We start from the raw sequence: 19,963 nt of genomic DNA, 5'->3' as shown, positions 1-19,963 counted from the left end.
CCCGGAGCGGCGTCAGTGGCGGGTGGCGAGGATCGCGGTGACGAGGACGAGGACGAGGGTGGTCGCGGCGACGACGCCGTGCGCGATGACGGCGACCGCCGGGAACGGCTGCTCGATGCCGCGGGCGTGCCGGCCGCCGCGCCCGACGAGCCAGCGGGTGAACAGCAGCACGCCCTGCACGATGGTGACGAGCAGCGCCCCGAACGCCGTCCAGGCGAGGGCGGCCGCGCCCGACCACAGGTAGCCGATCCAGACGGCGAGCCCGACGACGGCGGCGGACGGGTGGCCGACGAGGACGGCGACCGGGAAGCGGGTCACCTTCGTGGCCTGCCCGCGCAGGCCCCCGCCGTTGACGATCCACACGACCAGCAGGTAGAGCCCTGCCGACGCGGTCAGCACCCAGGTGACGAGCGCAGCGAGGTCCACCCATCGACTCCTTTCGCCTCTCCGCCCCCAGTGTCCCCCGGGCGGCGGCGGCGCGATGGCCGAAACGTGAAGATGGCGGTACGAACCGTGACCGCCGGTTCGGCTACCCTCCCCGCCATGGACCGCTTCCCTGCCGATCCGGCAGCCCTCCGCGACCTGTACGCCTACCCCGACTCCCCCGGCCCCTGGGTGCGCGCCAACATGGTCGCGAGCGTGGACGGGGCCGCGCAGAGCGAGGGGGTGAGCGCGGGCCTCGCCAACGACGACGACCACACCCTGTTCCACGTGCTGCGCGGCCTCGCCGACGTGATCCTCGTCGGCGCGCGCACCGTCCGCGTCGAGGGCTACGGCCCGGCCCGCGACAAGGGCGTCCCGATCGCCGTCGTGTCGCGCTCCCTCGACCTGGACCTCGCCTCGCCGCTGTTCACCGAGGCGACGGCGCCGACGCTGGTGTTCACCTCCGCCGCCGCCCCGGCGGACCGGGTCGCGGCGGTCCGCGAGCGCGCCGAGGTGCTGGTGGCGGGCGACGACCTGGTGGACCTCGGCGCGTGCGTCCGGCTGCTCGGCGAGCGCGGCCACCGCCGCGTCCTCACCGAGGGCGGCCCCGCGGTCCTCGCCCAGATCGCGGCGGCGGGCGTCCTCGACGAGCTGTGCCTCACGGTGAGCCCGCAGCTCACGGCGGGCGACGCGACGCGCATCCTGAACGCCCCCGCGCTGCCCGCCGCGGTCCGCCTGCGCCTCGCGGGCGCGCTGGAGGCGGACGACTTCCTGTTCCTGCGCTACCTGGTGACGCGGTAGCGGACGAACAGCACGCCCTCGTCCAGGTACACCGCCGCCGGGTCGAGGGCGATCTCGGCGGGCAGCCCGTTGACGAGGCGGGTGTGGTGGTCGCCGCCGTGCAGCGCGGGCGCGATGTTCAGGCACAGCTCGTCCACCAGGCCCGCGCGCAGCAGCGCCGTCGTCAGCGCCGGGCCGCCCTCGCAGAGCAGCCGGGGCAGGCCGAGGTCCTCGCGCAGGACGCGGACGGCCGCGGCGAGGTCCACCTCCCGCTCCCCCGCCGCGACGACCCGCACGGGCGCGGCGGGAGGGGACGCGGCGGCCGCCGCCGCCGACGTCACGACGATCGTCGGCGTCTCGGCGGCGGTGAACAGCGGCAGCGTGAAGTCGAGATCGAGGCTGCCCGACACCACGACGATCGGGGCGGGCGGGGCGCCGCGCCGCTCCCGCAGGTCGGCGCGGAGCCGGGCGGGGCCGAGGCGGCCGGTGCGGACGGTGCCGGCGCCGACGAGGATCGCGTCGGCGAGGGCGCGCAGCGTCCGGAAGACGCGGAAGTCGGCGTCGCCGCCGAGCCCGTCGGTCCAGCCGTCGGCGTCGGTGACGGTGCCGTCGGCGCTCATCACCATGCCGACGCGCAGCGCCGGCGCGTCCCGGTAGGCGTCGTAGGGGTCCACGTCGGCGGCGGGGCCGGGCAGCAAACGGTGCATGACCTGCGACCCTAGCGAAGGGGGCCGGGCGGCCGTTCTGTCGGTGGCGGCGAGCATGATGGGTCCATGGACCTGCCGATCAGCCTGCCGTTCGCGCCGATGCTGGCGAAGGCCGTGAAGGCCATGCCCGAGGCCGGGATGCTGTACGAGCCGAAATGGGACGGTTTCCGCTGCGTGGTGTTCCGCGACGGCGACGAGGTGGAGCTGTCCAGCCGCGGCGAGAAGCCGCTCACCCGCTACTTCCCCGAGCTGGTCGAGGCGGTGAAGCGCGAGCTGCCGGAGCGCTGCGTCGTCGACGGCGAGATCGTCATGCGGCGGGGCGCCCGCCTGGACTTCGACCGCCTCCAGCAGCGCATCCACCCGGCGGCGTCGCGCATCGAGAAGCTGTCGGAGGAGACGCCCGCGTCGTTCGTGGCGTTCGACCTGCTCGCCCTCGGCGATGAGGCGTTCCTGGACGATCCGCTCGCCGACCGCCGCGCCCGGCTCGTCGCCGAACTCGGCGGGGTCGAGGCGCCGATCCACGTGACCCCCGCGTCCGACGCCTACGCGACGGCGCTCCGCTGGTTCGACGAGTTCGAGGGCGCCGGCCTCGACGGCGTCATCGCCAAGCCGCTCGACCGGCCCTACGAGCCCGACAAGCGCGCCCAGTTCAAGGTCAAGCACGAGCGGACGGCCGACTGCGTCGTCGCGGGCTTCCGCTGGCACAAGTCCGGGCCGATCGTCGGGTCGCTGCTGCTCGGCCTCTACAACGACGCGGGCGTCCTGCAGCACGTGGGCGTGGCGGCGTCGTTCACGATGAAGCGCCGCGCCGAGCTCGTCGAGGAGCTCGCCCCCTACCGGATGGAGGACTTCGCCGGGCACCCCTGGGAGGGCTGGGCCCGCCAGACCGAGGACACCGCCGACCGGATGCCCGGCGCGGTCTCCCGCTGGACGGGCAAGAAGGACCTGGCGTGGATGGCGCTGCGCCCCGAGCTCGTCGTCGAGGTCGCCTACGACGCGATGGAGGGCGACCGGTTCCGTCACACCGCCCGCTTCCGCCGCTGGCGCACCGACCGCCGCCCGGAGACCTGCACCTACGAGCAGCTGGAGGAGCCGGTCGCCTACGACCTCGACCACATCTTCTCCGGCCCGCACCCGAAGGAGGCGTAGCGCGCTTCAGACGTCGCCGTGCGCATGGCCGGCCGGCCCCGCACCGTCATGATCGGCGGAAACGGGCACGTCGCCATGAGGCTCGCCGTCCGCCTCGTCCAGGTCGAGGTCGTCGGGCCCCCGGAGCAGGCGGCGCGCGGCGAGCGTGCAGCCCCCGCCTGCCGTGGCGCCCGTCAGCACCGGGTAGGGAACGCCGGCGAGCGTCAGCACGGGCGTCCCGTCCACGGCGCCGGGCACGGCCGACAGGCCCACCTCGGCGGCCGCGGCCACGAGGCCCGCGACGTCGTCGCGGGGTCCGCGGCCCCGCAGGTGGTGGACGGCCTCGGCGACGGCGAGCGCGCGCTGCCCCGTCGTGTCGCCGACGAAGAACGCCCAGTCGTCGCGCAGGTGGAAGGTGCCGCGGCCCTGCGCGTCCAGGAGGCGCAGCACCCGCCCGCACTCGACGCGCTCGGCGTCCGCCCGCGGGCCGCCGACGAACGCCCGGTTGTGCCGGGCGACGATCTCGGCGCGCTCCAGGCCGTCCAGTTCCAGGCGCACCCGCCAGGCCGTCCGCGCCGCCTCCCGCCGCGCGGCGGGCGTCCAGGCGCCGCCGACCTCCCAGTCGGCGTCCTCGGCCGGGACGACCCGCGCCGCCGGGCGCCCCGCCAGCGTCACGAGCGGCGCCGCCCCGCCCCGCCGGGCCGCCCGCACGATCGGCCCGAGCAGCGCCCGCGCCTCGTCCACGTCCAGCGCCTCGGGAATCGCGTCCGCGTCCATCCCGCCAATGTAGGCAGCGGACCCGCCCCCATCAGGCGAACGGCGAAGTCCGGCATGGCCCGGCGGCGGGACCGGTTCAGCGTCCTGGTCGTGTACTAGGAATGTCGGTGGCGGGGGCTATAAGGGAGGCATGACCTCGACACCGCTGCACTGGAAGATCGTCATCGACGCGCACGACCCGCACGCGCAGGCCGAGTTCTGGGCGGCCGCGCTCGGGTACGTGGTCGAGGACCACAGCGTCCTCGTCGGCGAGCTGCTGGCCGCCGGCGTCGTCTCCGACGACGTCGTGACCGAGCACCGCGGACGGCGCGCCTGGCGGGACGGGGCGGGCGCGCGCCACCCCGACGACCCGTTCGACGCCAAGAGCGGCATCGGCCGGGGCCGCCGGCTGCTGTTCAACCGCGTGCCGGACGAGGAGGTCAAGACGGTGAAGAACCGCGTGCATCTGGACGTGCACAGCAAGGCGGGCGAGCGGGACGCCGACGTGGAGCGCATCCGGGGGCTCGGCGCCGCAGTGCAGGCGCACGTGAAGGAGAACGGGAGCGAGTGGATCGTCATGACCGATCCGGAGGGCAACGAGTTCTGCGTGAGCTAGGCCGGCCGGCCCGCGACGCGGGAGGCGCCGCGGGCCGGGACGGCCGGCGGGTTACGGCTCCCGCTCGTTGGCGATGGTCTGGTCGATGATCGCCTGGTCGTTCGGCGCCGCCTTGCTGCGCAGCGTCGACGGGAGGGGGCGCAGGTAGGTCTGGTGCAGGCCCGGGACGCGGTCCTCGGCCACGAAGGTGGCCTTGGTCGAGACCGGGGCGCCGGGCGTGCGGACGTAGGAGACGGTCTTGAAGTCGGCCGTCAGGCTGTCCTTCCCGATCTTGGTGAGGACGTAGCCGCGCTGGTTGTTGTAGAACCTCAGGTGCGGGTTGATCTTCAGGTAGGGGTGCGCCGCCGGGTCGGAGTCGGCGCCGTCGCCGGTGCTGGTGATCGAGGAGCAGACCAGCTCGGAGCCGACCGGCTTGGCCGCCGGGTCGTCGTAGTCGAGCTTCAGGTCGCTCGCCCAGTGGGCGTGGACGTCGCCGGTGAGGACGACGGCGTTGCGGACCTTGGCGTCGACCCAGCTCTGGGTGATGCGCCTGCGGGACGCGACGTAGCCGTCCCAGGCGTCCTGGCTGGTCTTCTTGACGGGGCCGGCGTCGCTGTCGCGCTGGGCGAAGAACACCTGCTGGCCGAGGATGTCCCAGCGCGCCTCGGAGCGGCGGAAGCCGTCGGCGAGCCACTTCTCCTGCTTGGCGCCGGTGATGCTGCGCGCCGGGTCCTCGGCGGCCGGGCACACCTTGTTGCCGTCGTCGCACGCCTGGTCGTCGCGGAACTGGCGGGTGTCGAGCATGTGGAACCCGGCGAGGCGGCCCCACCGGACGCGCCGGTAGATCTGGATGTCGGGGCCGTGCGGGATCGAGCTGCGGCGGAGCGGCATGTTCTCGTAGTACGCCTGGAACGCCGCGGCGCGGCGGGCCGTGAACTGCTCCAGGGTGGGGGTGTCCGAGCCGGCCTCGGGGATGTAGCCGGCCCAGTTGTTCTCCACCTCGTGGTCGTCGAACACCACGAGCCAGGGGGCGGCGGCGTGCGCGGCCTGCAGGTCGGCGTCGGCCTTGTACTGGGCGTGCCGCTGCCGGTAGTTGGCGAGCGTGACGGTCTCGGGGCCGTCGTGGTCGCGCGGGTTGCCCCCCGCGATCACATAGACGCCCTTCTTGTACTCGTACTGGTAGTCGCCGAGGTGCAGGACGAGGTCGGGGTGCTCCTCGGCGAGCCGCCGGTAGGCGGTGAAGTAGCCGTGCTCGTACTGGGAGCACGACACGAACGCCATCGACAGCGCCGGGCCGAAGGTGTCGGGCCGGGGCGCGGTGCGGGTGAGGCCCGCGGGCGAGACGTGCGAGCCGGTCTTGAACCGGTACCAGTACTCGCGGCCGGGGCGCAGGCCGTACAGCTCGACGTGGACGCTGTGCGCGGCCTTGGCGCGGGCGGTGGCGAGGCCGCGGCGGACGACGCGCTTGAAGCGCGGGTCCTCGGCGACCTGCCACTGGACGAGCTGGTCCTTGGCGGGCATGCCGCCGAGGCCGTCGTCGGCGTGCGGGTCCAGGGCGAGGCGCGTCCAGAGGACGAAGCCGTCGTGGGAGGGGTCGCCGGAGGCGACGCCGAGGGTGAACGGGTCGGCGGGGAGCGGGCTCCGGGCGGCCGGGGCGGCCTGCGCGGGGCCGGCGGCGAGGCCGGTCGCGAGCGCGGAGCCGCCGGCGACGAGGCCGGAGGTGACCAGGAACGATCGCCTGTCCAAGGGGCCATTCGGGACGGCCATGGGGGATGACCTTTCGGGCAGATCCGACAGGGGACGTCGGACAGCCTGATCAAGGCCGGTGGACGGCGCGTGCCGCGCGAGTGACCGGAGCACCAACACAGATGATCAACAAAAAAGCGCCCGGGGACGGGCGCCGCTGCTAAACTGACCGATTACGCGTGCGGCATAGAACTAGCCGCATCTAACCTACTACACAGGAGTGTACGGGACACATGGGTGACCGTCAAGTCAACCCCTCCCCCGAGGACGTCGAGCAGCGCTACGTGACGCGGGTCTACGCCCGCCTGGACGCCGAGCGCGCCGCCGCCGGGGCCGCCCTCGCCGCCGGTCCGGGGGCGGGCGGCGGCGCCGGCTTCCAGGCACGGGTGGAGCGCGAGGTGAGCGGCGAGGAGGCGGCCCGGCGCCTCGCCCGGCTGGACGGCGTCGAGCGCGCGCTCTGCTTCGGCCGCATCGACCACCGCGACGGCGGCGGCACCTTCCACCTCGGCCGGATCGGCCTGCGCGACGAGGACCACGAGCCGCTGCTGATCGACTGGCGGGCCCCGGCGGCCCGCCCCTTCTACACCGCCACCGCGTCCGCGCCGGGCACCCTCGCCCGCCGCCGCCACCTGCACCTGCGGGGCCGCGAGGTGGTCCGCCTGGACGACGAGGTGTTCGACCTGGACGGGCTCGGCGCCGGCGACCGCGGCGAGCTCGTCGGCGAGGCGGCGCTGCTGGCCGCTCTGCGCACCGGCCGCACGGGCCGGATGGGCGACGTCGTCGCCACCATCCAGGAGGAGCAGGACCAGGTCATCCGGTCGGCGCTGCAGGGCGTGCTCGTCGTGCAGGGCGGCCCCGGCACCGGCAAGACCGTCGCGGCGCTGCACCGGGCCGCCTACCTGCTCTACACCCACCGGGACGTGCTGGAGCGGCGCGGCGTCCTCGTCGTCGGCCCGAACGCCACGTTCCTGCGCTACATCGAGGAGGTGCTGCCCGGCCTCGGCGAGACCGACGTGGTGCTCACCTCCGTCGGCGAGCTGTTCCCCGGCGTGCGCGCCATCGCGCACGAGGCACCGGAGGCGGCCGTCGTCAAGGGCGACCTGCGGATGGCCGAGGCGGTGCGCGCCGCCGTCCTGGACCGCCAGCGCGCCCCCGAGGACGGCCTGTCGGTCGAGGTCGACGGCCTGACGCTGCACGCCGACGCCGCGGCCGTCCGCAAGGCCCGCGACCGGGCGCGCGCCGTGCGCGCCCCGCACAACGTGCAGCGCCGCCTCTACGCTCACGACCTGCTGGAGGCCCTCGCGCAGGACCGCGCCGACCAGTACGACCGGATCGCCGACGAGCCCCTGGAGCGGATGGCGGCCGAGGGCGGCGCGCCCACGTGGCTCCAGGAGCTCATGGACGAGTCCGACAACGAGTCCCTGTTCGACGCCGAGGACCTGCGGCTCGCCAAGGAGGAGCTGTGGGCCGACCCGCGCGTCCGCTCGGCGATCGACGAGCTCTGGCCCGAGCTGACCCCGCAGGCCCTCCTGGAGGAGCTGTTCGCCTCCCCCGAGGCCCTGCACCGCCTGGCCTGCACCCTGACGGACGCCGAGCGCGACCTGCTCGCCCGCCCCGCCGGTTCGCCGTGGACGGTGTCGGACGTGCCGCTGCTGGACGAGGCCGCCGAGCAGCTCGGCGAGGACGACGTGGAGGGCCGCGCCCGCGCCCGCGCGGCGGAGCTGCGGCGCGCCGAGGAGGAGCGGTACGCCCGCGAGGTGCTGGACTCGGCGGGCGCCGACGCGCGCGCCGCCGAGCGCGAGCGCGCCGACGAGGAGGTCCTCATCGGCGACCGACTGCGGCCGGGCGCGGCGTACGGGCAGGGCGACGAGCGCGTCGGGTCGGTGTTCCTCGCCGAGCGCCACCACGACGACGGCCCGTACCGCACTACCGCCCAGCGCGCCGCCGCCGACCGCACCTGGGCCTACGGCCACGTGATCGTGGACGAGGCGCAGGAGCTGTCGGAGATGGCGTGGCGGGCGGTGATGCGGCGCGTCCCGACCCGGTCGGTCACCGCCGTCGGCGACACCGCGCAGACCGGCAGCCCGGCGGGGGCGCGGTCGTGGGGCGCGATGCTGGACCGCTACGTGCCGGGCCGGTGGCGCGAGCAGCGGCTGCTGGTCAACTACCGGACGCCCGCGGCGATCGCGCGGGTCGCCGCCGACGTCCTCGCCGCCGTCGCGCCGGGCGAGACGCCGCCCGTGCCGGTCCGCGACGACGGGGCGCCGCCGGTCGCCGTCCGGCTGCCGGTCGCCGAGCTGCCGGGGCTGGTCGCGGCCGAGCTCGCCGGGATCGGCGCCGGGCGGCTCGCGGTGATCTCCTCGGGCGCGCGGCACGCCGCCGTGCTCGCCGCGCTGCCGGACGCCGCGCGGGGCGCGGCGCCCGAGGCGCTCGACGCGGCGGCGGTCGTGCTGACCGCCGAGGAGGCCAAGGGCCTGGAGTTCGACGCGGTGATCGTGGTGGATCCGGCGGGCATCGTCGCCGAGTCGCCGCGCGGCGGCCACGACCTGTACGTCGCGGTGACCCGCCCGACGCGCCGGCTCACCGTCGTGCACGCCGGCGACCTGCCGGAATGCCTGGCGCGGCTGCGCGACGCGGGCGGTCCGGGCGCCTAGCATCACGGCTCATGCCGCTCTCACCGCTCCGCCCCGGCGACCCCGGCGAGATCGGCGGGTACGTCCTGTCGGGCCGGCTCGGCGCGGGCGGGCAGGGCACGGTGTTCCTCGGCCACGCCGCGGACGGGGCGCCGGTCGCGGTGAAGCTGCTGCACGCCCGGTTCGACGGCGACGGCCGCGCCCGCGCCCGGTTCGCGCGCGAGATCGGCGCGGCGCGGCGGGTCGCCTCGGCCCGCACCGCGCGGGTGCTCGCCGCCGACGCCGGCGGCCCGCACCCCTACCTGGTCGCCGAGTACATCGACGGCCCGTCGCTCGCCGAGGCGGTGCGGGTGCGCGGCCCGCTGGCGGGCGGCGACCTCGCCGCGCTCGCGGCGGGCGCGGCGGCGGCGCTCGCGGCGATCCACGGCGCGGGCGTCGCGCACCGCGACCTGAAACCGTCCAACGTGCTGCTGGCGGACGGCGGGCCGCGGGTGGTGGACTTCGGGATCGCGCGGGCGGCGGACGCGGCGACGGCGTCCACCAGCCTGATCATGGGGACGCCCGCGTACATGGCGCCCGAGCAGGTCGGCGGCGCCGAGGTGGGGCCGCCCGCCGACGTGTTCGCCTGGGGCGCCACGGTCGCCTACGCCGCGACGGGCCGGCCGCCGTTCGGCTGCGACACCGTCCCGGCGGTGTTCCACCGCATCACCACCGCCGAGCCCGACCTCGGCGGCCTGGACGGCCCGCTGCGCGCCGTCGTCGCGGCCGCGCTCGCCAAGGACCCGGCGGCCCGCCCGTCCGCCGGCGACCTGGTGCGGATGCTGCGCGACGGCACCGCTCCCCCGCCCGCCGCGCCCCGGGCGCTGCGCTGGCGGTTCGCCTACGTGCCGCCGAGCGCGCGGGTGAAGGCGGGCGCGTGGACGGCGGCCGCGGCGGCGTTCGCGGTCGCCGCGCTCGCCGTGCTGGTCGCCGCGCCGGGGCTGGCGAAGCTCGGCGCGCTGCTGCTCGTCCCGCCGCTCGGGATGGCCTACCCGCAGATCGTGCGGCCCCGGCTGCGGACCGGGGCGGCCGGGCTCGCCGCCGACGCGTCCGGGCTGACCTTCTACCTCGACGACGCGACCGTCCGGTGGGCGTGGGCGGAGATCGAGCGGCTGGACGTGCACCGGGTGCGGCGCCCGCCCGCGCCCGGCCGCGAGCGCGGCGGCCACTGGGCCGTCTACGCCGAGCGCGCGCTCGGCGCGGGCGACCTGCACCGGCTGCCGCGCCGCTTCGGCCACCCCTCCGACCGGCGCGACGGCGACCTGCTGTTCCCGCTCGGCCCGGCCCGCGCCCCGCACGTCGAGGCGGCGCTGCGGCTGCTGGAGGAGCGCACCGGCCGCGCGCTGCCGCGCCCGCACGGCGAGCGGGCCCGCTTCCCTTAGCCCCCGCTTCCCTTGGCAAGGGTACCAAGCGTACGCTTGTTTGCTGTACCGGAGGGCTCGAAGGGACGGCGATGACCGAACTGCGCGCATTTTCCAACCTGATCGGCGGCGAGCTCGCGCCCGCGTCCGGCGGTGGCACGCTCGACTCCGTCGATCCGGCCACCGGGGAGGCCTGGGCGACGATCCCGCGCAGCACGGCGCCGGACGCCGAGGCGGCCGTCGCGGCCGCCCGCGCGGCGTTCCCGAAGTGGTCGGGGCTGCCGGCCGCCGCCCGCGCCCACTACCTGGGCAAGGTCGCGGCGGTGTTCGCCGAGAACGCCGCCGAGCTCGCCGAGCTGGAGACCCGCGACAACGGCCGGATCCTCTCCGAGACCGCCAAGCGCGACCTGCCCGGCATGACCTACCTGTGGAACCAGGCCGCCGCGCAGTGCACGGCCGCCACCGAGGGCAGGAGCGTCGACTTCGGGCCGAGGAGCCTCGGCGTCACCCGCCGCGAGCCCTACGGCGTGACGCTCGGGATCATCCCGTGGAACTCGCCGATCTCGACGCTGTCGGCGAAGGCCGCCTACGCGCTCGCCGCCGGCAACACCGCGATCATCAAGCCGGCCGAGCAGGCCACCGCGTCCTCGCTCCGGCTCGGCGAGCTGCTGGCGGGCGTGCTGCCGCCCGGCGTGCTCAACATCGTGTCCGGCCTCGGCGAGGAGGTCGGCGACCCGCTGGTCCGGCACCGCGGCGTCAACAAGATCAGCCTGACCGGCTCGGTGGACACCGCGAAGATCATCACGCGGGCGTCGGCGGACTCCCTGAAGCCGCTCGCCCTGGAGCTCGGCGGCAAGTCCCCCAACATCGTGTTCGCCGACGCCGACCTGGACAAGGCCGCGACCGGCGTCACCACCCAGGCGATCTTCACGGCCAACGCGGGGCAGATCTGCTACGGCGGGTCGCGCGTCCTCATCCAGCGGCCCGTCTACGACGAGATGCTGGAGCGGATGAAGGCGATCGCGGCCGGCATCCGGCTCGGCGACCCGATGTCCGCCGAGACGACGATGGGCCCGATCGTCTCCAGGGAGCAGTTCGAGCGCGTCACCTCCTACCTGGAGATCGGCGCCAAGGAGGGCGCCGAGCTGGCGTTCGGCGGCCGGTTCGGCGCCGAGGCCGTCGGCGAGGGGCCGTTCTCGGCCGGCTACTGGGTGGAGCCGACGCTGTTCGCGACCTCCGACAACGCGCTGCGGATCTGCCAGGAGGAGATCTTCGGGCCGGTCGCGGTGGTGCTGCCCTTCGACACCGAGGAGGAGGCCCTGGCGATCGCCAACGACTCGTCCTACGGCCTCGCCGCGGGCGTGTGGACGAGCAGCCTCGGCACCGCGCAGCGCATGTTCCGCGCGCTGGAGGCGGGCACCGTCTGGGTGAACACCTTCCGCAAGGTCATGTTCCCGCTGGAGGGCTACAAGGACAGCGGTTACGGTCACGACTCCGTCCTCGCGTACACCCGCGAGAAGTCCGGCCTGTTCGAGATCTAGCCGCGCCCGGCCCCCGGTCGAGCAGGCCGGCCAGCAGTGCCAGCGCGTAGCGCCGCATGAACTCCATCCGCCCCCCTTGATGATCATCTTCTCTATAAATGATCATCGAGGGGGGCGGAAGGTTGTCGTGACGTGCGTCACCCCGACGCGAGGCGCACCGAGCCGAGGAGCGTGTTGACGTCGGGCCAGAGCCGCTTGTGGGTGTCGGGGATGTCGATCCACAGGTAGGACGCGCGGGGCCGCCCGGTGTCCACCACGATCATGGCCGACAGGTCCAGGGTCGCGCGCACGTCCTTCTCCTCGAACCGGATCCGCCGGACGACGACCCAGCCCTCGCGGCCGCTCACCGTGACCGGCTGCGAGGCGACGTCGGTGCCGCGCGCGGTCTCGTCGAAGTTCATGGTCTGCCGGTAGTCCTGCATCGCCCCGGCGATCTCGCGGAGCCTGTCTTTGCCTGCGCCGCGCCGCATCTGCTCGCCCCGGACGAGGCCCGAGGCGATGACGGCCTTCCAGTCGGCCTCGGTGTCGAAGCTCTGCGCGCGCGAGAACCCGGCCATGGCCGGGTCGACGGCGCGGCTGCCGTTCCAGTCGCCGCCGAAGGACAGGTAGGACAGGCGCGCCTGGTCGTCGGTCGCCCTGCCGGCGGGCGGCGAGCCCTTCCCCGGGTAGCGCTTCACCTTCACCGTCCGCGCGAGCCGGGACTCGCCGGGCAGCAGCCCGTCGCCCTGCGCGGGGACCGCCGGCGCTGCGGGAGGGCGACGTCCTCCTCGTCCCCGGACCCGTCGGGCGCGGTGTAGGACACCTTGGCGGTGCCGCGGTCGCCGGTGACCACGAAGGTGAGGTCGACCGGCCCGTCCTCGACGGCGGACGCCACGGGTCAGGTCGGCGAGCGCCTGCGCGATCTCCCACTCCTGCCGGGGCAGCAGGACGGCGTTGGCGGTGTCGTCGAGCAGCCCGGCGGCGTTGACCTCCGACTCCAGGACGGCGCGGACGGCGGCCTGGGCGCGCGCCATCAGCTCGCGCAGCGACACGCCGAACCAGGGCCGCTGGTCCGCCGGGGCGAAGTCGCTGAAGAGGAAGTAGCGGCCGTGGTGGGACCGGGCCGCCGCCACGCCCTCGCCCTCACCGGCCAGGGCGAGGAACACGCACCACGCCAGCAGTTGCAGCGCCGTCCCCGCCAGCCAGAAGCAGCCGAGCCCCTGCCACCACCACGCCGCCGCCAGGCCCGCCTGCACGGCGGCGCCGGCGGCGAGGCCGCCCGTCCCGAACAGCGCTCGCCCGGCGGCAGCGCCGGATCGACCACGGGCCGCAACGGCTCCGCCATGTGCCCCTCGATCAAGATCACGGGAATTCTGGCGGAACACCGGCGTAACGGACAGCTCTAGCGGTTCTCCAGCGGCAGCAGCTCGGCGGCGAAGGCGTCCAGGAACTCGGCGCGGGAGCGCACCGGCCCGGCGGGGCGGACGACGAACTTCGACAGGCCCTCGTCCGCGTACCGGCCGAGCTGCGCGCGCAGGGCGTCCCAGCCGCGGCAGAGCAGGGCATCGGGGTCGTCGAGGTCGGGGCGGGTGCGGGCGATCTGCGCGCGGAGCAGGTCCACCAGCCGCTCGTCGGTGCCGTCCAGGACGACGGCGAGATTGGTGCCGTAGTGGTCGTCGTCCACGGCGCGGCCGGCGCGGGCGGCGGCCCGCTCGATCAGAGCGCGGCACGCCCCGGCCTCGGCCGGGGTGACGTTGCTGCCGAGCCAGCCGTCGGCGAGGCGGCCGACGCGGTCCATCGCGACGGGGATGCGGCCGCCGAGCCAGAGGTCCAGGGGCTTGGCGGGCAGCGGCGCCACCGACGCCTCGTCCAGGTGGAAGAACGTCCCGTGGTGGGTGACGACGGGCTCGGTGAGCAGCGCGCGCACCACCCGCAGCGCCTCCTCGAACACCTCGGCGCGGCGGCCGCCCGGGACGGCGAACAGCGGGCGGTCGGCGCGGCGCGCGGGCCGGACGCCGAAGACCGGCAGGATGCGGCGCGGCGCGAGCGCGGCGAGGCCCGCGAGCTGCGCCGCGACGATCGCGGGGTTGCGGCCGGGCAGGACCAGGACGCCGGTGCCGAGCTTCAGCCGCTCGGTGCGGCCGGCGGCGTAGGCCATGCCGACGAGCGGATCGACCATGTGGGGCGCCGACGCCAGGTCCGACAGCCAGATCGAGTCGATCCCGCGCTCCTCGGCCCCGGCGGCGAGGCCCGCGAGGCCGCTGTCGTCCGGCCGGGCGCCGTCCTCGACGACGGGCCCCGCCCCGATACGGATCTTCATACCGCCATCGGATACCCGCCCGCCCCCACCGTCAAGGCCGCACCGGCGCCCAGAGGCCGTCGGCCTCGCCCGCCTCCAGCCGGCCCCGGTAGACGCCGATCTTGTGGTCGATGAGCCGCAGGTTCTCGGCCAGCTCGGCGATGCGGGCGGTCACCGCGGCGCGGTGGGCCTCCATGAGGGCGAGGCGCTCGGCCTCGTTGCCGTGCCCCGCGGCGACCAGCTCGGCGTAGCGGCGGACCGTCGCGATCGGCATGCCGGTGGCGCGCAGCCGGGTGCAGACGGCGATCCACTCCAGGTCGAGGCGGTGGTAGCGGCGGCGGCCGGCGGCGTTGCGGTCGATCGGGGTGACGACCAGGCCGGCGCGCTCGTAGTAGCGGAGGGTGTGGACGCTGACGCCGGTGCGGCGCGCGGCGTCGGCGATGGTGAGCCCGGTCCGGGGAACGGGCCCGGCGTTGACTTCGAGCACGCTCTCAATCCTAGCTTCGGCGGCATGCCCCAGTTGAGCTCCCGCCGTCGCGCCCTCGTCCTCGCCGTCTGCTGCGCGAGCATCGTCGTGGTCGTGATGGACATCTCCATCGTCAACGTCGCGCTCCCGGCGATCCGCCGCGACCTGCGCGCCGCCGAGACCGGCCTGCAATGGACGGTCGACGCCTACACCCTCGTCCTCGCCGGGTTCCTGGTGCCCGCCGGGGCGGCCGCCGACCGGTTCGGGCGGCGCCGCGTCTTCCAGCTCGGCCTCGCCGTGTTCGCCTCCGGCTCGCTGCTCTGCGCCCTCGCGCCCGGCATCGGCTGGCTGATCGCGGCGCGCGCCGTGCAGGCCGCCGGCGGCACGATGCTGAACCCGGTCGCGCTCGCGATCGTCGCCACCGTCTTCCCCGAGCCCGCCGAGCGGGCGCGGGCCGTCGGGGTGTTCGGCGCGATGTCGGGCCTCGCGCTCGCGCTCGGGCCCGTCCTCGGCGGCGTCCTGGTGGACGCCTTCGGGTGGCGCGCCGTGTTCTGGGTCAACGTGCCGATCGCGGCGGCGGCGATCGCCGCGACCGCGCTGGTCGTCCCGGAGTCGCGGGCCGCCCGGCCGCGCCGCTTCGACCCGGTGGGCCAGCTCCTCACGGTCGCGCTGCTCGGCTGCGGCGTCGGCGCCGTCATCGGATCGCGGCCGCTCGGCTGGACGTCGCCGCCCGTCCTCGCCCTGCTCGCCGCCGCCGCGCTCGCCGCCGCCGGCCTCGTCCGGTACGAGCCGCGCCGCGCCGAGCCGCTGCTGGAGCCGCGGCTGTTCCGCAGCGTGCCGTTCAGCGGGGCGATCCTGATGGCGCTCGGCGCGCTGTGCGCCTTCGGCGCGTTCCTGTTCGTCGCGACGCAGTACCTCCAGGAGGTCCGCGGGATGAGCGCGCTCGGCGCGGGGCTCTGCCTGGTGTCGGTCGGGGTGCCGGTCCTGGTCGTCTCGCCGCTCGCCGGGCGGTGGGTCGGCGCGCGGGGACCGCGCGGGCCGCTGGTCGTCGCGGGCGCCGCGCTCGCCGCGGGCGGCGGCGCCGCCCTCCTCCTCGGCCCGGACGCGCCGCTCCCGGCCGTCCTCGCCGTCCTGGCGCCGTTCGGCCTGTTCCTCGGCGCCGTCAACCCGCCGATCACCACCACCGGCGTCTCCGGCATGCCCGGTTCGCGGGCCGGGACGGCCGCCGCGCTGGTGTCGTCGGGCCGCCAGGCGGGGACCGCGCTCGGCGTCGCGCTCGCCGGGACGATCGCGGGCGGGCCCGCCGCCGGCGCCGCCGCCTTCACCCGCGCCGCGCACGGCGTCTGGTGGCTGGTGATCGCGATCGGCGCGGGCATCGCCGCCCTCGGCCTCCTCTGCACCGGACGCCGCGCCCGCGCGACGGCGGCCCGCGCCGCGTCCCCCGCCGAGACCTGACGGCGGCGCCGGGGCCACAACCGGTGGTTGTGGCCCCGGCGTGCCGGGGTCAGGGCAGGCGCGTCCAGGCGGCGGTGTCGCGGGGCAGCAGGCCGCCGTCCAGGGGGCCGCTGGTCAGGACGTGCTCGCCCGCGGGCAGCTCGACGGGCGCGTCGCCGAGGTTGACCGTGACGGCGAGGACGCCGTCGCGGACGAAGGACAGGACGTCGGGGCCGGCGTCGCGCCACTCCAGCGCGCCGTCGCCGAGGCCCTCGGTGGCGCGGCGGATCCGGATCGCCGTCTTGTACAGCGCCAGGGTCGAGCCCTCGTCCGCCGCCTGCGCCTCGACCGTCAGCGCCGCCCAGTCGGCCGGCTGCGGCAGCCAGGTGCCGGCGCCCTCGGTGAAGCCGTAGGGGGCGGCGTCGCCCGACCACGGCAGCGGGACGCGGCAGCCGTCCCGGCCGATGATCATGCCGCCGGAGACGGTGAACAGCGGGTCCTGGCGGCGGTCGGCGGGGATGTCCAGGTGCTCGTTCAGGCCGAGCTCCTGCCCCTGGTACAGGTACGCCGAGCCCGGCAGGCCGAGCAGCAGCAGCGCGGCCGCGCGGGCTCTCCTGCGGCCGAGCGCCAGGTCGACGTCGACCTTGCCCTGCATGACCTCGATCGTCGGGTTGCGGACGAGCTCCTGGTCGATGCCGAGGCGGGTGACCAGGCGCGGGAAGTCGTGGTTCTCCAGCACCCACGGCGCGCGCGTCTCGGAGTCGCCGCAGACGTCCAGCGCCAGGTCGACGGCCTTGCGCAGGTCGGCGGCCGACCACGGCGTGCCGAGCATGCCGAGGTTGAACACCTGGTGGAGCTGGCCGTGCGCCATGTAGGGCGCCATGAAGTCGCGGTCGTCGAACCACGCCTCCAGGACGGCGGCGCGGGCGCCGGGGAAGACGTCCGGCGGGTAGGAGTCCAGCAGCTTCCGCCAGGACGCGAAGGTCTCCAGCGTCTCGGGCTGCGCCACGTACGGGACGCCGGGGCCGACGGTCGGCATGCCCTCGCCGAGGTCGGGCAGGCCCTCGGCCTTGAACAGGCCGAGCGCGACGTCCACCCGGATGCCGGCGACGCCGCGGTCCAGCCAGAACCGCAGCACGTCCTCGAACAGCGCCGGCACCTCGGGGTCGCGCCAGTTGAAGTCGGGCTGGCTGGAGTCCCACAGGTGCAGGTACCACTGGCCGTCGGGGACCTGCGTCCAGGCCGGGCCGCCGAACATCGACTGCCAGTTGTTCGGCGGCGCGCCGTCCGGGCCCCCGTCGCGGAACAGGAACCGCTCGCGCTCGGGGCTGCCGGGGCCCGCCGCGAGCGCCGCCTTGAACCAGGGGTGCTCGACCGAGCAGTGGTTCGGGACGACGTCCACGATGATCCGGATGCCGAGCGCGGCGGCGTCGGCGATGAGCGCGTCCACGTCGGCGAGGGTGCCGAAGCGCGGGTCGACGTCGCGGTAGTCGATGACGTCGTAGCCGCCGTCGGCCTGCGGGGAGGGGTAGAACGGGTTCAGCCAGATCGCGTCCACGCCGAGGTCGGCCAGGTACGGCAGGCGCGCCCGCACGCCCGCGAGGTCGCCCTCCCCGTCGCCGCTCCCGTCGGAGAAGCTGCGCGGGTACACCTGGTACACGACGGCGTCCCGCCACCAGCGCTCGCTTGCGGTCATACGGCTCTCCTCGGGGGTCGGGCGGCAGGGTGCCCCGAATGTTACTCGCGGGGAACGGACGCGGGACGCCCCCCGTGCCCGGAGGCGCGGGGGGGCGTCGGCGGCGCGTTCGCGGCGCGGGGTCAGACCTTCTTCGCGCCGATCGCCGCCATGATCGACGGGTAGGCGGTGTGCATCTCGCGCTGCCAGTACGGCCAGGTGTGCGAGCCGTCGGTGTAGATGTGCGACTGGATCTTGATGCCGAGCTGCTGGGCGCGCGCCAGGAACTCCTTGTTGGTCGCGCCGATGGGCGGCTCGGACAGGTAGCCGATGTCCCAGGGCGCCTTGCTCGGGTCGTCCAGCGGCCCGCGCTGGCCGCTCGTGCCGGCGGAGATGTAGAACTTGACGTTCGTCATCTTCGGCAGCAGCTTGATCGGGTCGTGGGCGTCCCAGTTGGCCTGGTCGACGCGCGGGACGCCCCAGATCGCGAACGGGTCCTGGCTCGCCTCGGAGACGTTGGTGTACATCAGCAGCGCCGGGATGCCGGGCGAGGACATCGACAGCACGCCGCTGAAGCACGCCGCGTACTTGAAGGTGCCGGGGGCGCGGCCCGGGTAGCTGCACGCGCCCTGCGCGCCCGACGACAGGCCCATGACGGCGCGGGACGCGCCCGCCTGGTAGTTGCGCTCGACGAGCTGGCGGACCTCGCGCAGGTGGAAGTCCTCCCAGCGCGGGGTGCCGCCCTTCCCGTAGTTGTACCAGTTGGTGTACGAGCCGTTGGCGCCCTCGGGCATGACCACGATGGCGTTGTACTTGGCGGCGACCTGCTCGATGTCGGTGCTGCGCGTCCAGGACACGTAGGTGTCCTTGCCGCCGTGCAGCGCGTACAGCACCGGGTAGCTCTTGGACGCCCCGTACTTCCAGCCCTTCGGCACGAGCACGCGCACCTTGGCGGAGGTCCCGAGGGCGGGCGACTTGACGGTGAAGTCGAACTCCGTCTTGGCGCTGTTCAGCCACTTCGTGGCCGTGATCGCGGCGCCGTCGTCGGCCTTGCGGAACGCGGCGGCCTGCGACGGGGCGGCGGCCACGAGGGAGAGGCCCGCGGCAGCGGCGGACCCGAGCGCGACGGCGGTGGTACGGCGGCGGCGTGAGGAGGGAGTCAAACCTTGTTCCGTTCCGTGTGACCGAGACGGACGGTCACCGCCGCGCGTGGGGGGGTCACCGTCCTGCTGATTGCGGGGACATCGCCCGGCGCGCTCCGCTCATCGCGCCGCCGGACCCCATGTACACCCCGATTAGACATGGTGACAATAGCGGCCCCGCAGCATTACCGGAAGTATCCGATGTGCGCGTCGTTGCCTATTTTCCGGCGGAAACGCCCGCCACCCGGGACGAATGTTGTCCCGGGTGGCGCACATCACGACCGGATCAGGCCGCCGCCCCCGCCCCGCTGTCAACCCGAAGGCCGCCCACCGCGTCGGGGTCCGGGGCCGGGCCCTCAGGCGAGACCGGACGGTCCCAGGGGCGCGGCGGCGACGACGGTCTCGGCGTCGACCGCCGAGACGACGGCGGCGTAGGCGTGCGCGAGGTTGGCCAGCGACGCCGCGTCGCGGGAGCCCGGGTCGTCGGCCATCTCGGCGGCCTGCCGGGCGATGGCGCGGAGCAGTGCGGTGCGGGCCTCGGCCTGCGCCTGGTCGGACGGGGACGGTGAACTCATGGGACCTCCCGGGGGACGAACCGTCGCCCTGCCCCTACCCCCGATGATCCACTCCAGTCCGCCCGACCGCCCCCACTCCCATGACCACCCGGTCATTATTCGTCGACTTGCGGCGTGTTGGGCACTTCGAAGATCGAAAGTGCCCAACACGCCGCATCTCGACGGACGGTGACCGGGGGGTCAGTCGACGACGGGGCTGCGGCGCTCGAGGAAGACGACGTCGCGCCAGCGGGAGGCGCCCTTGAAGTCGTGGCGGGCCATGCGCTCGCGCACGCCGATGGTGCGGAAGCCGTGCTTCTCGTGCAGGGCAAGGCTCGCGGCATTCTCGGGGAAGATGCCGGCCTGGAGCGTCCACAGGCCGCCGCGCTCGCTGGAGTCGATGACGGCGGCGAGCAGCGCGCGGCCGACGCCGCGGCCCTGCGCGCCCGGGTCGATGTAGATCGACACCTCGGCGACGCCGGCGAACACCGGGCGGGCGGAGATCGGCGCGAGCGCGACCCAGCCGAGGACGCGGCCGTCCTCCACCGCGACGAGGCGGTGGTCGGGCAGCTTGGCCGCCGAGAAGTGCTCCCAGGTGGGGGCGGCGGTGTCGAAGGTGGCGTTGCCGCCGTCGACGCCGGCCTGGAAGATGGCGAGGACCTGGTCGGCGTGCTCGGGCAGCAGGGGCGTGATCTCCACGCCCCC

The 19,963-nt window shown here is 75.2% G+C and carries 18 protein-coding genes; 7 read left to right on the top strand and 11 right to left on the bottom strand.

The window, feature by feature from the left end:
• Positions 1-12 precede the first annotated feature (12 nt).
• Complete coding sequence (locus tag K1Y72_RS08475) at positions 13-426, bottom strand: hypothetical protein (protein WP_220164890.1); 414 nt, start codon at positions 424-426, stop codon at positions 13-15.
• Between the two features lie 117 nt (positions 427-543).
• Between K1Y72_RS08475 and K1Y72_RS08470 the strand changes: the two genes are divergently transcribed.
• A complete protein-coding gene (locus tag K1Y72_RS08470; RefSeq protein WP_220164888.1) occupies positions 544-1,224 on the top strand; it encodes a dihydrofolate reductase family protein in 681 nt (226 codons plus the stop codon).
• Here the strand turns inward: K1Y72_RS08470 and K1Y72_RS08465 are convergent.
• Positions 1,206-1,910 carry a dihydrofolate reductase family protein gene (locus K1Y72_RS08465; protein WP_220164886.1) on the bottom strand — a complete coding sequence of 235 codons (705 nt, stop codon included), beginning with the start codon at positions 1,908-1,910 and terminating at the stop codon, positions 1,206-1,208. The two genes, K1Y72_RS08470 and K1Y72_RS08465, sit on opposite strands and share 19 nt — an antisense overlap.
• A gap of 66 nt (positions 1,911-1,976) precedes the next feature.
• Between K1Y72_RS08465 and K1Y72_RS08460 the strand changes: the two genes are divergently transcribed.
• The gene (locus tag K1Y72_RS08460; protein ID WP_220164884.1) at positions 1,977-3,059 is read left to right on the top strand and encodes an ATP-dependent DNA ligase; all 1,083 of its coding nucleotides are present in this window, start codon (positions 1,977-1,979) and stop codon (positions 3,057-3,059) included.
• Positions 3,060-3,065: 6 nt separating this feature from the next.
• On the opposite strand, the gene K1Y72_RS08455 is transcribed toward K1Y72_RS08460, so the two are convergent.
• Complete coding sequence (locus K1Y72_RS08455) at positions 3,066-3,815, bottom strand: type II toxin-antitoxin system prevent-host-death family antitoxin (RefSeq protein WP_220164882.1); 750 nt, start codon at positions 3,813-3,815, stop codon at positions 3,066-3,068.
• A gap of 130 nt (positions 3,816-3,945) precedes the next feature.
• Here K1Y72_RS08455 and K1Y72_RS08450 point away from each other — a divergent pair, with 130 nt between their 5' ends.
• On the top strand, positions 3,946-4,410 hold the full coding sequence (locus K1Y72_RS08450; protein WP_220164880.1) for a VOC family protein: 465 nt from the start codon (positions 3,946-3,948) through the stop codon (positions 4,408-4,410).
• 51 nt (positions 4,411-4,461) lie between these two features.
• Here K1Y72_RS08450 and K1Y72_RS08445 read toward each other — a convergent pair whose 3' ends face one another.
• The gene (locus K1Y72_RS08445; protein WP_220164878.1) at positions 4,462-6,156 is read right to left on the bottom strand and encodes an alkaline phosphatase D family protein; all 1,695 of its coding nucleotides are present in this window, start codon (positions 6,154-6,156) and stop codon (positions 4,462-4,464) included.
• A gap of 212 nt (positions 6,157-6,368) precedes the next feature.
• Between K1Y72_RS08445 and K1Y72_RS08440 the strand changes: the two genes are divergently transcribed.
• The 3 genes from K1Y72_RS08440 to K1Y72_RS08430 all read left to right on the top strand — a co-directional run bounded on the left by K1Y72_RS08440 (position 6,369) and on the right by K1Y72_RS08430 (position 11,709).
• Positions 6,369-8,789, top strand: a complete 2,421-nt coding sequence (locus K1Y72_RS08440) for a HelD family protein (RefSeq protein WP_220164876.1) — start codon at positions 6,369-6,371, stop codon at positions 8,787-8,789.
• A gap of 11 nt (positions 8,790-8,800) precedes the next feature.
• A complete protein-coding gene (locus K1Y72_RS08435) occupies positions 8,801-10,189 on the top strand; it encodes a protein kinase domain-containing protein (RefSeq protein WP_220164873.1) in 1,389 nt (462 codons plus the stop codon).
• 71 nt (positions 10,190-10,260) lie between these two features.
• Complete coding sequence (locus tag K1Y72_RS08430; protein WP_220164871.1) at positions 10,261-11,709, top strand: aldehyde dehydrogenase family protein; 1,449 nt, start codon at positions 10,261-10,263, stop codon at positions 11,707-11,709.
• 137 nt (positions 11,710-11,846) lie between these two features.
• Here K1Y72_RS08430 and K1Y72_RS08425 read toward each other — a convergent pair whose 3' ends face one another.
• The 3 genes from K1Y72_RS08425 to K1Y72_RS08415 form a co-directional block, all read right to left on the bottom strand.
• Positions 11,847-12,944, bottom strand: a complete 1,098-nt coding sequence (locus K1Y72_RS08425) for a hypothetical protein (protein WP_220164869.1) — start codon at positions 12,942-12,944, stop codon at positions 11,847-11,849.
• Between the two features lie 146 nt (positions 12,945-13,090).
• Positions 13,091-14,008, bottom strand: a complete 918-nt coding sequence (locus K1Y72_RS08420; RefSeq protein ID WP_220164867.1) for a TIGR03854 family LLM class F420-dependent oxidoreductase — start codon at positions 14,006-14,008, stop codon at positions 13,091-13,093.
• Between the two features lie 31 nt (positions 14,009-14,039).
• On the bottom strand, positions 14,040-14,474 hold the full coding sequence (locus K1Y72_RS08415) for a MerR family transcriptional regulator (protein WP_220164865.1): 435 nt from the start codon (positions 14,472-14,474) through the stop codon (positions 14,040-14,042).
• Between the two features lie 24 nt (positions 14,475-14,498).
• Here K1Y72_RS08415 and K1Y72_RS08410 point away from each other — a divergent pair, with 24 nt between their 5' ends.
• Positions 14,499-15,908, top strand: a complete 1,410-nt coding sequence (locus K1Y72_RS08410) for an MFS transporter (protein WP_220164863.1) — start codon at positions 14,499-14,501, stop codon at positions 15,906-15,908.
• Between the two features lie 49 nt (positions 15,909-15,957).
• Here K1Y72_RS08410 and K1Y72_RS08405 read toward each other — a convergent pair whose 3' ends face one another.
• From K1Y72_RS08405 to K1Y72_RS08390, 4 genes are all read right to left on the bottom strand, one after another.
• On the bottom strand, positions 15,958-17,583 hold the full coding sequence (locus K1Y72_RS08405; RefSeq protein ID WP_220164861.1) for an alpha-amylase family glycosyl hydrolase: 1,626 nt from the start codon (positions 17,581-17,583) through the stop codon (positions 15,958-15,960).
• Positions 17,584-17,705: 122 nt separating this feature from the next.
• The gene (locus K1Y72_RS08400) at positions 17,706-18,725 is read right to left on the bottom strand and encodes an alpha/beta hydrolase (RefSeq protein ID WP_220164859.1); all 1,020 of its coding nucleotides are present in this window, start codon (positions 18,723-18,725) and stop codon (positions 17,706-17,708) included.
• 335 nt (positions 18,726-19,060) lie between these two features.
• Complete coding sequence (locus K1Y72_RS08395) at positions 19,061-19,279, bottom strand: hypothetical protein (RefSeq protein ID WP_220164857.1); 219 nt, start codon at positions 19,277-19,279, stop codon at positions 19,061-19,063.
• Between the two features lie 180 nt (positions 19,280-19,459).
• Complete coding sequence (locus K1Y72_RS08390; RefSeq protein WP_308286951.1) at positions 19,460-19,957, bottom strand: GNAT family N-acetyltransferase; 498 nt, start codon at positions 19,955-19,957, stop codon at positions 19,460-19,462.
• Between the last annotated feature and the right edge of the window lie 6 nt (positions 19,958-19,963).

The sequence above is a fragment of the Actinomadura parmotrematis genome, assembly GCF_019458805.1.
Taxonomy (GTDB): Bacteria; Actinomycetota; Actinomycetes; order Streptosporangiales; family Streptosporangiaceae; genus Spirillospora; species Spirillospora parmotrematis.
This window is presented reverse-complemented; position numbering and strand designations above follow the sequence as displayed.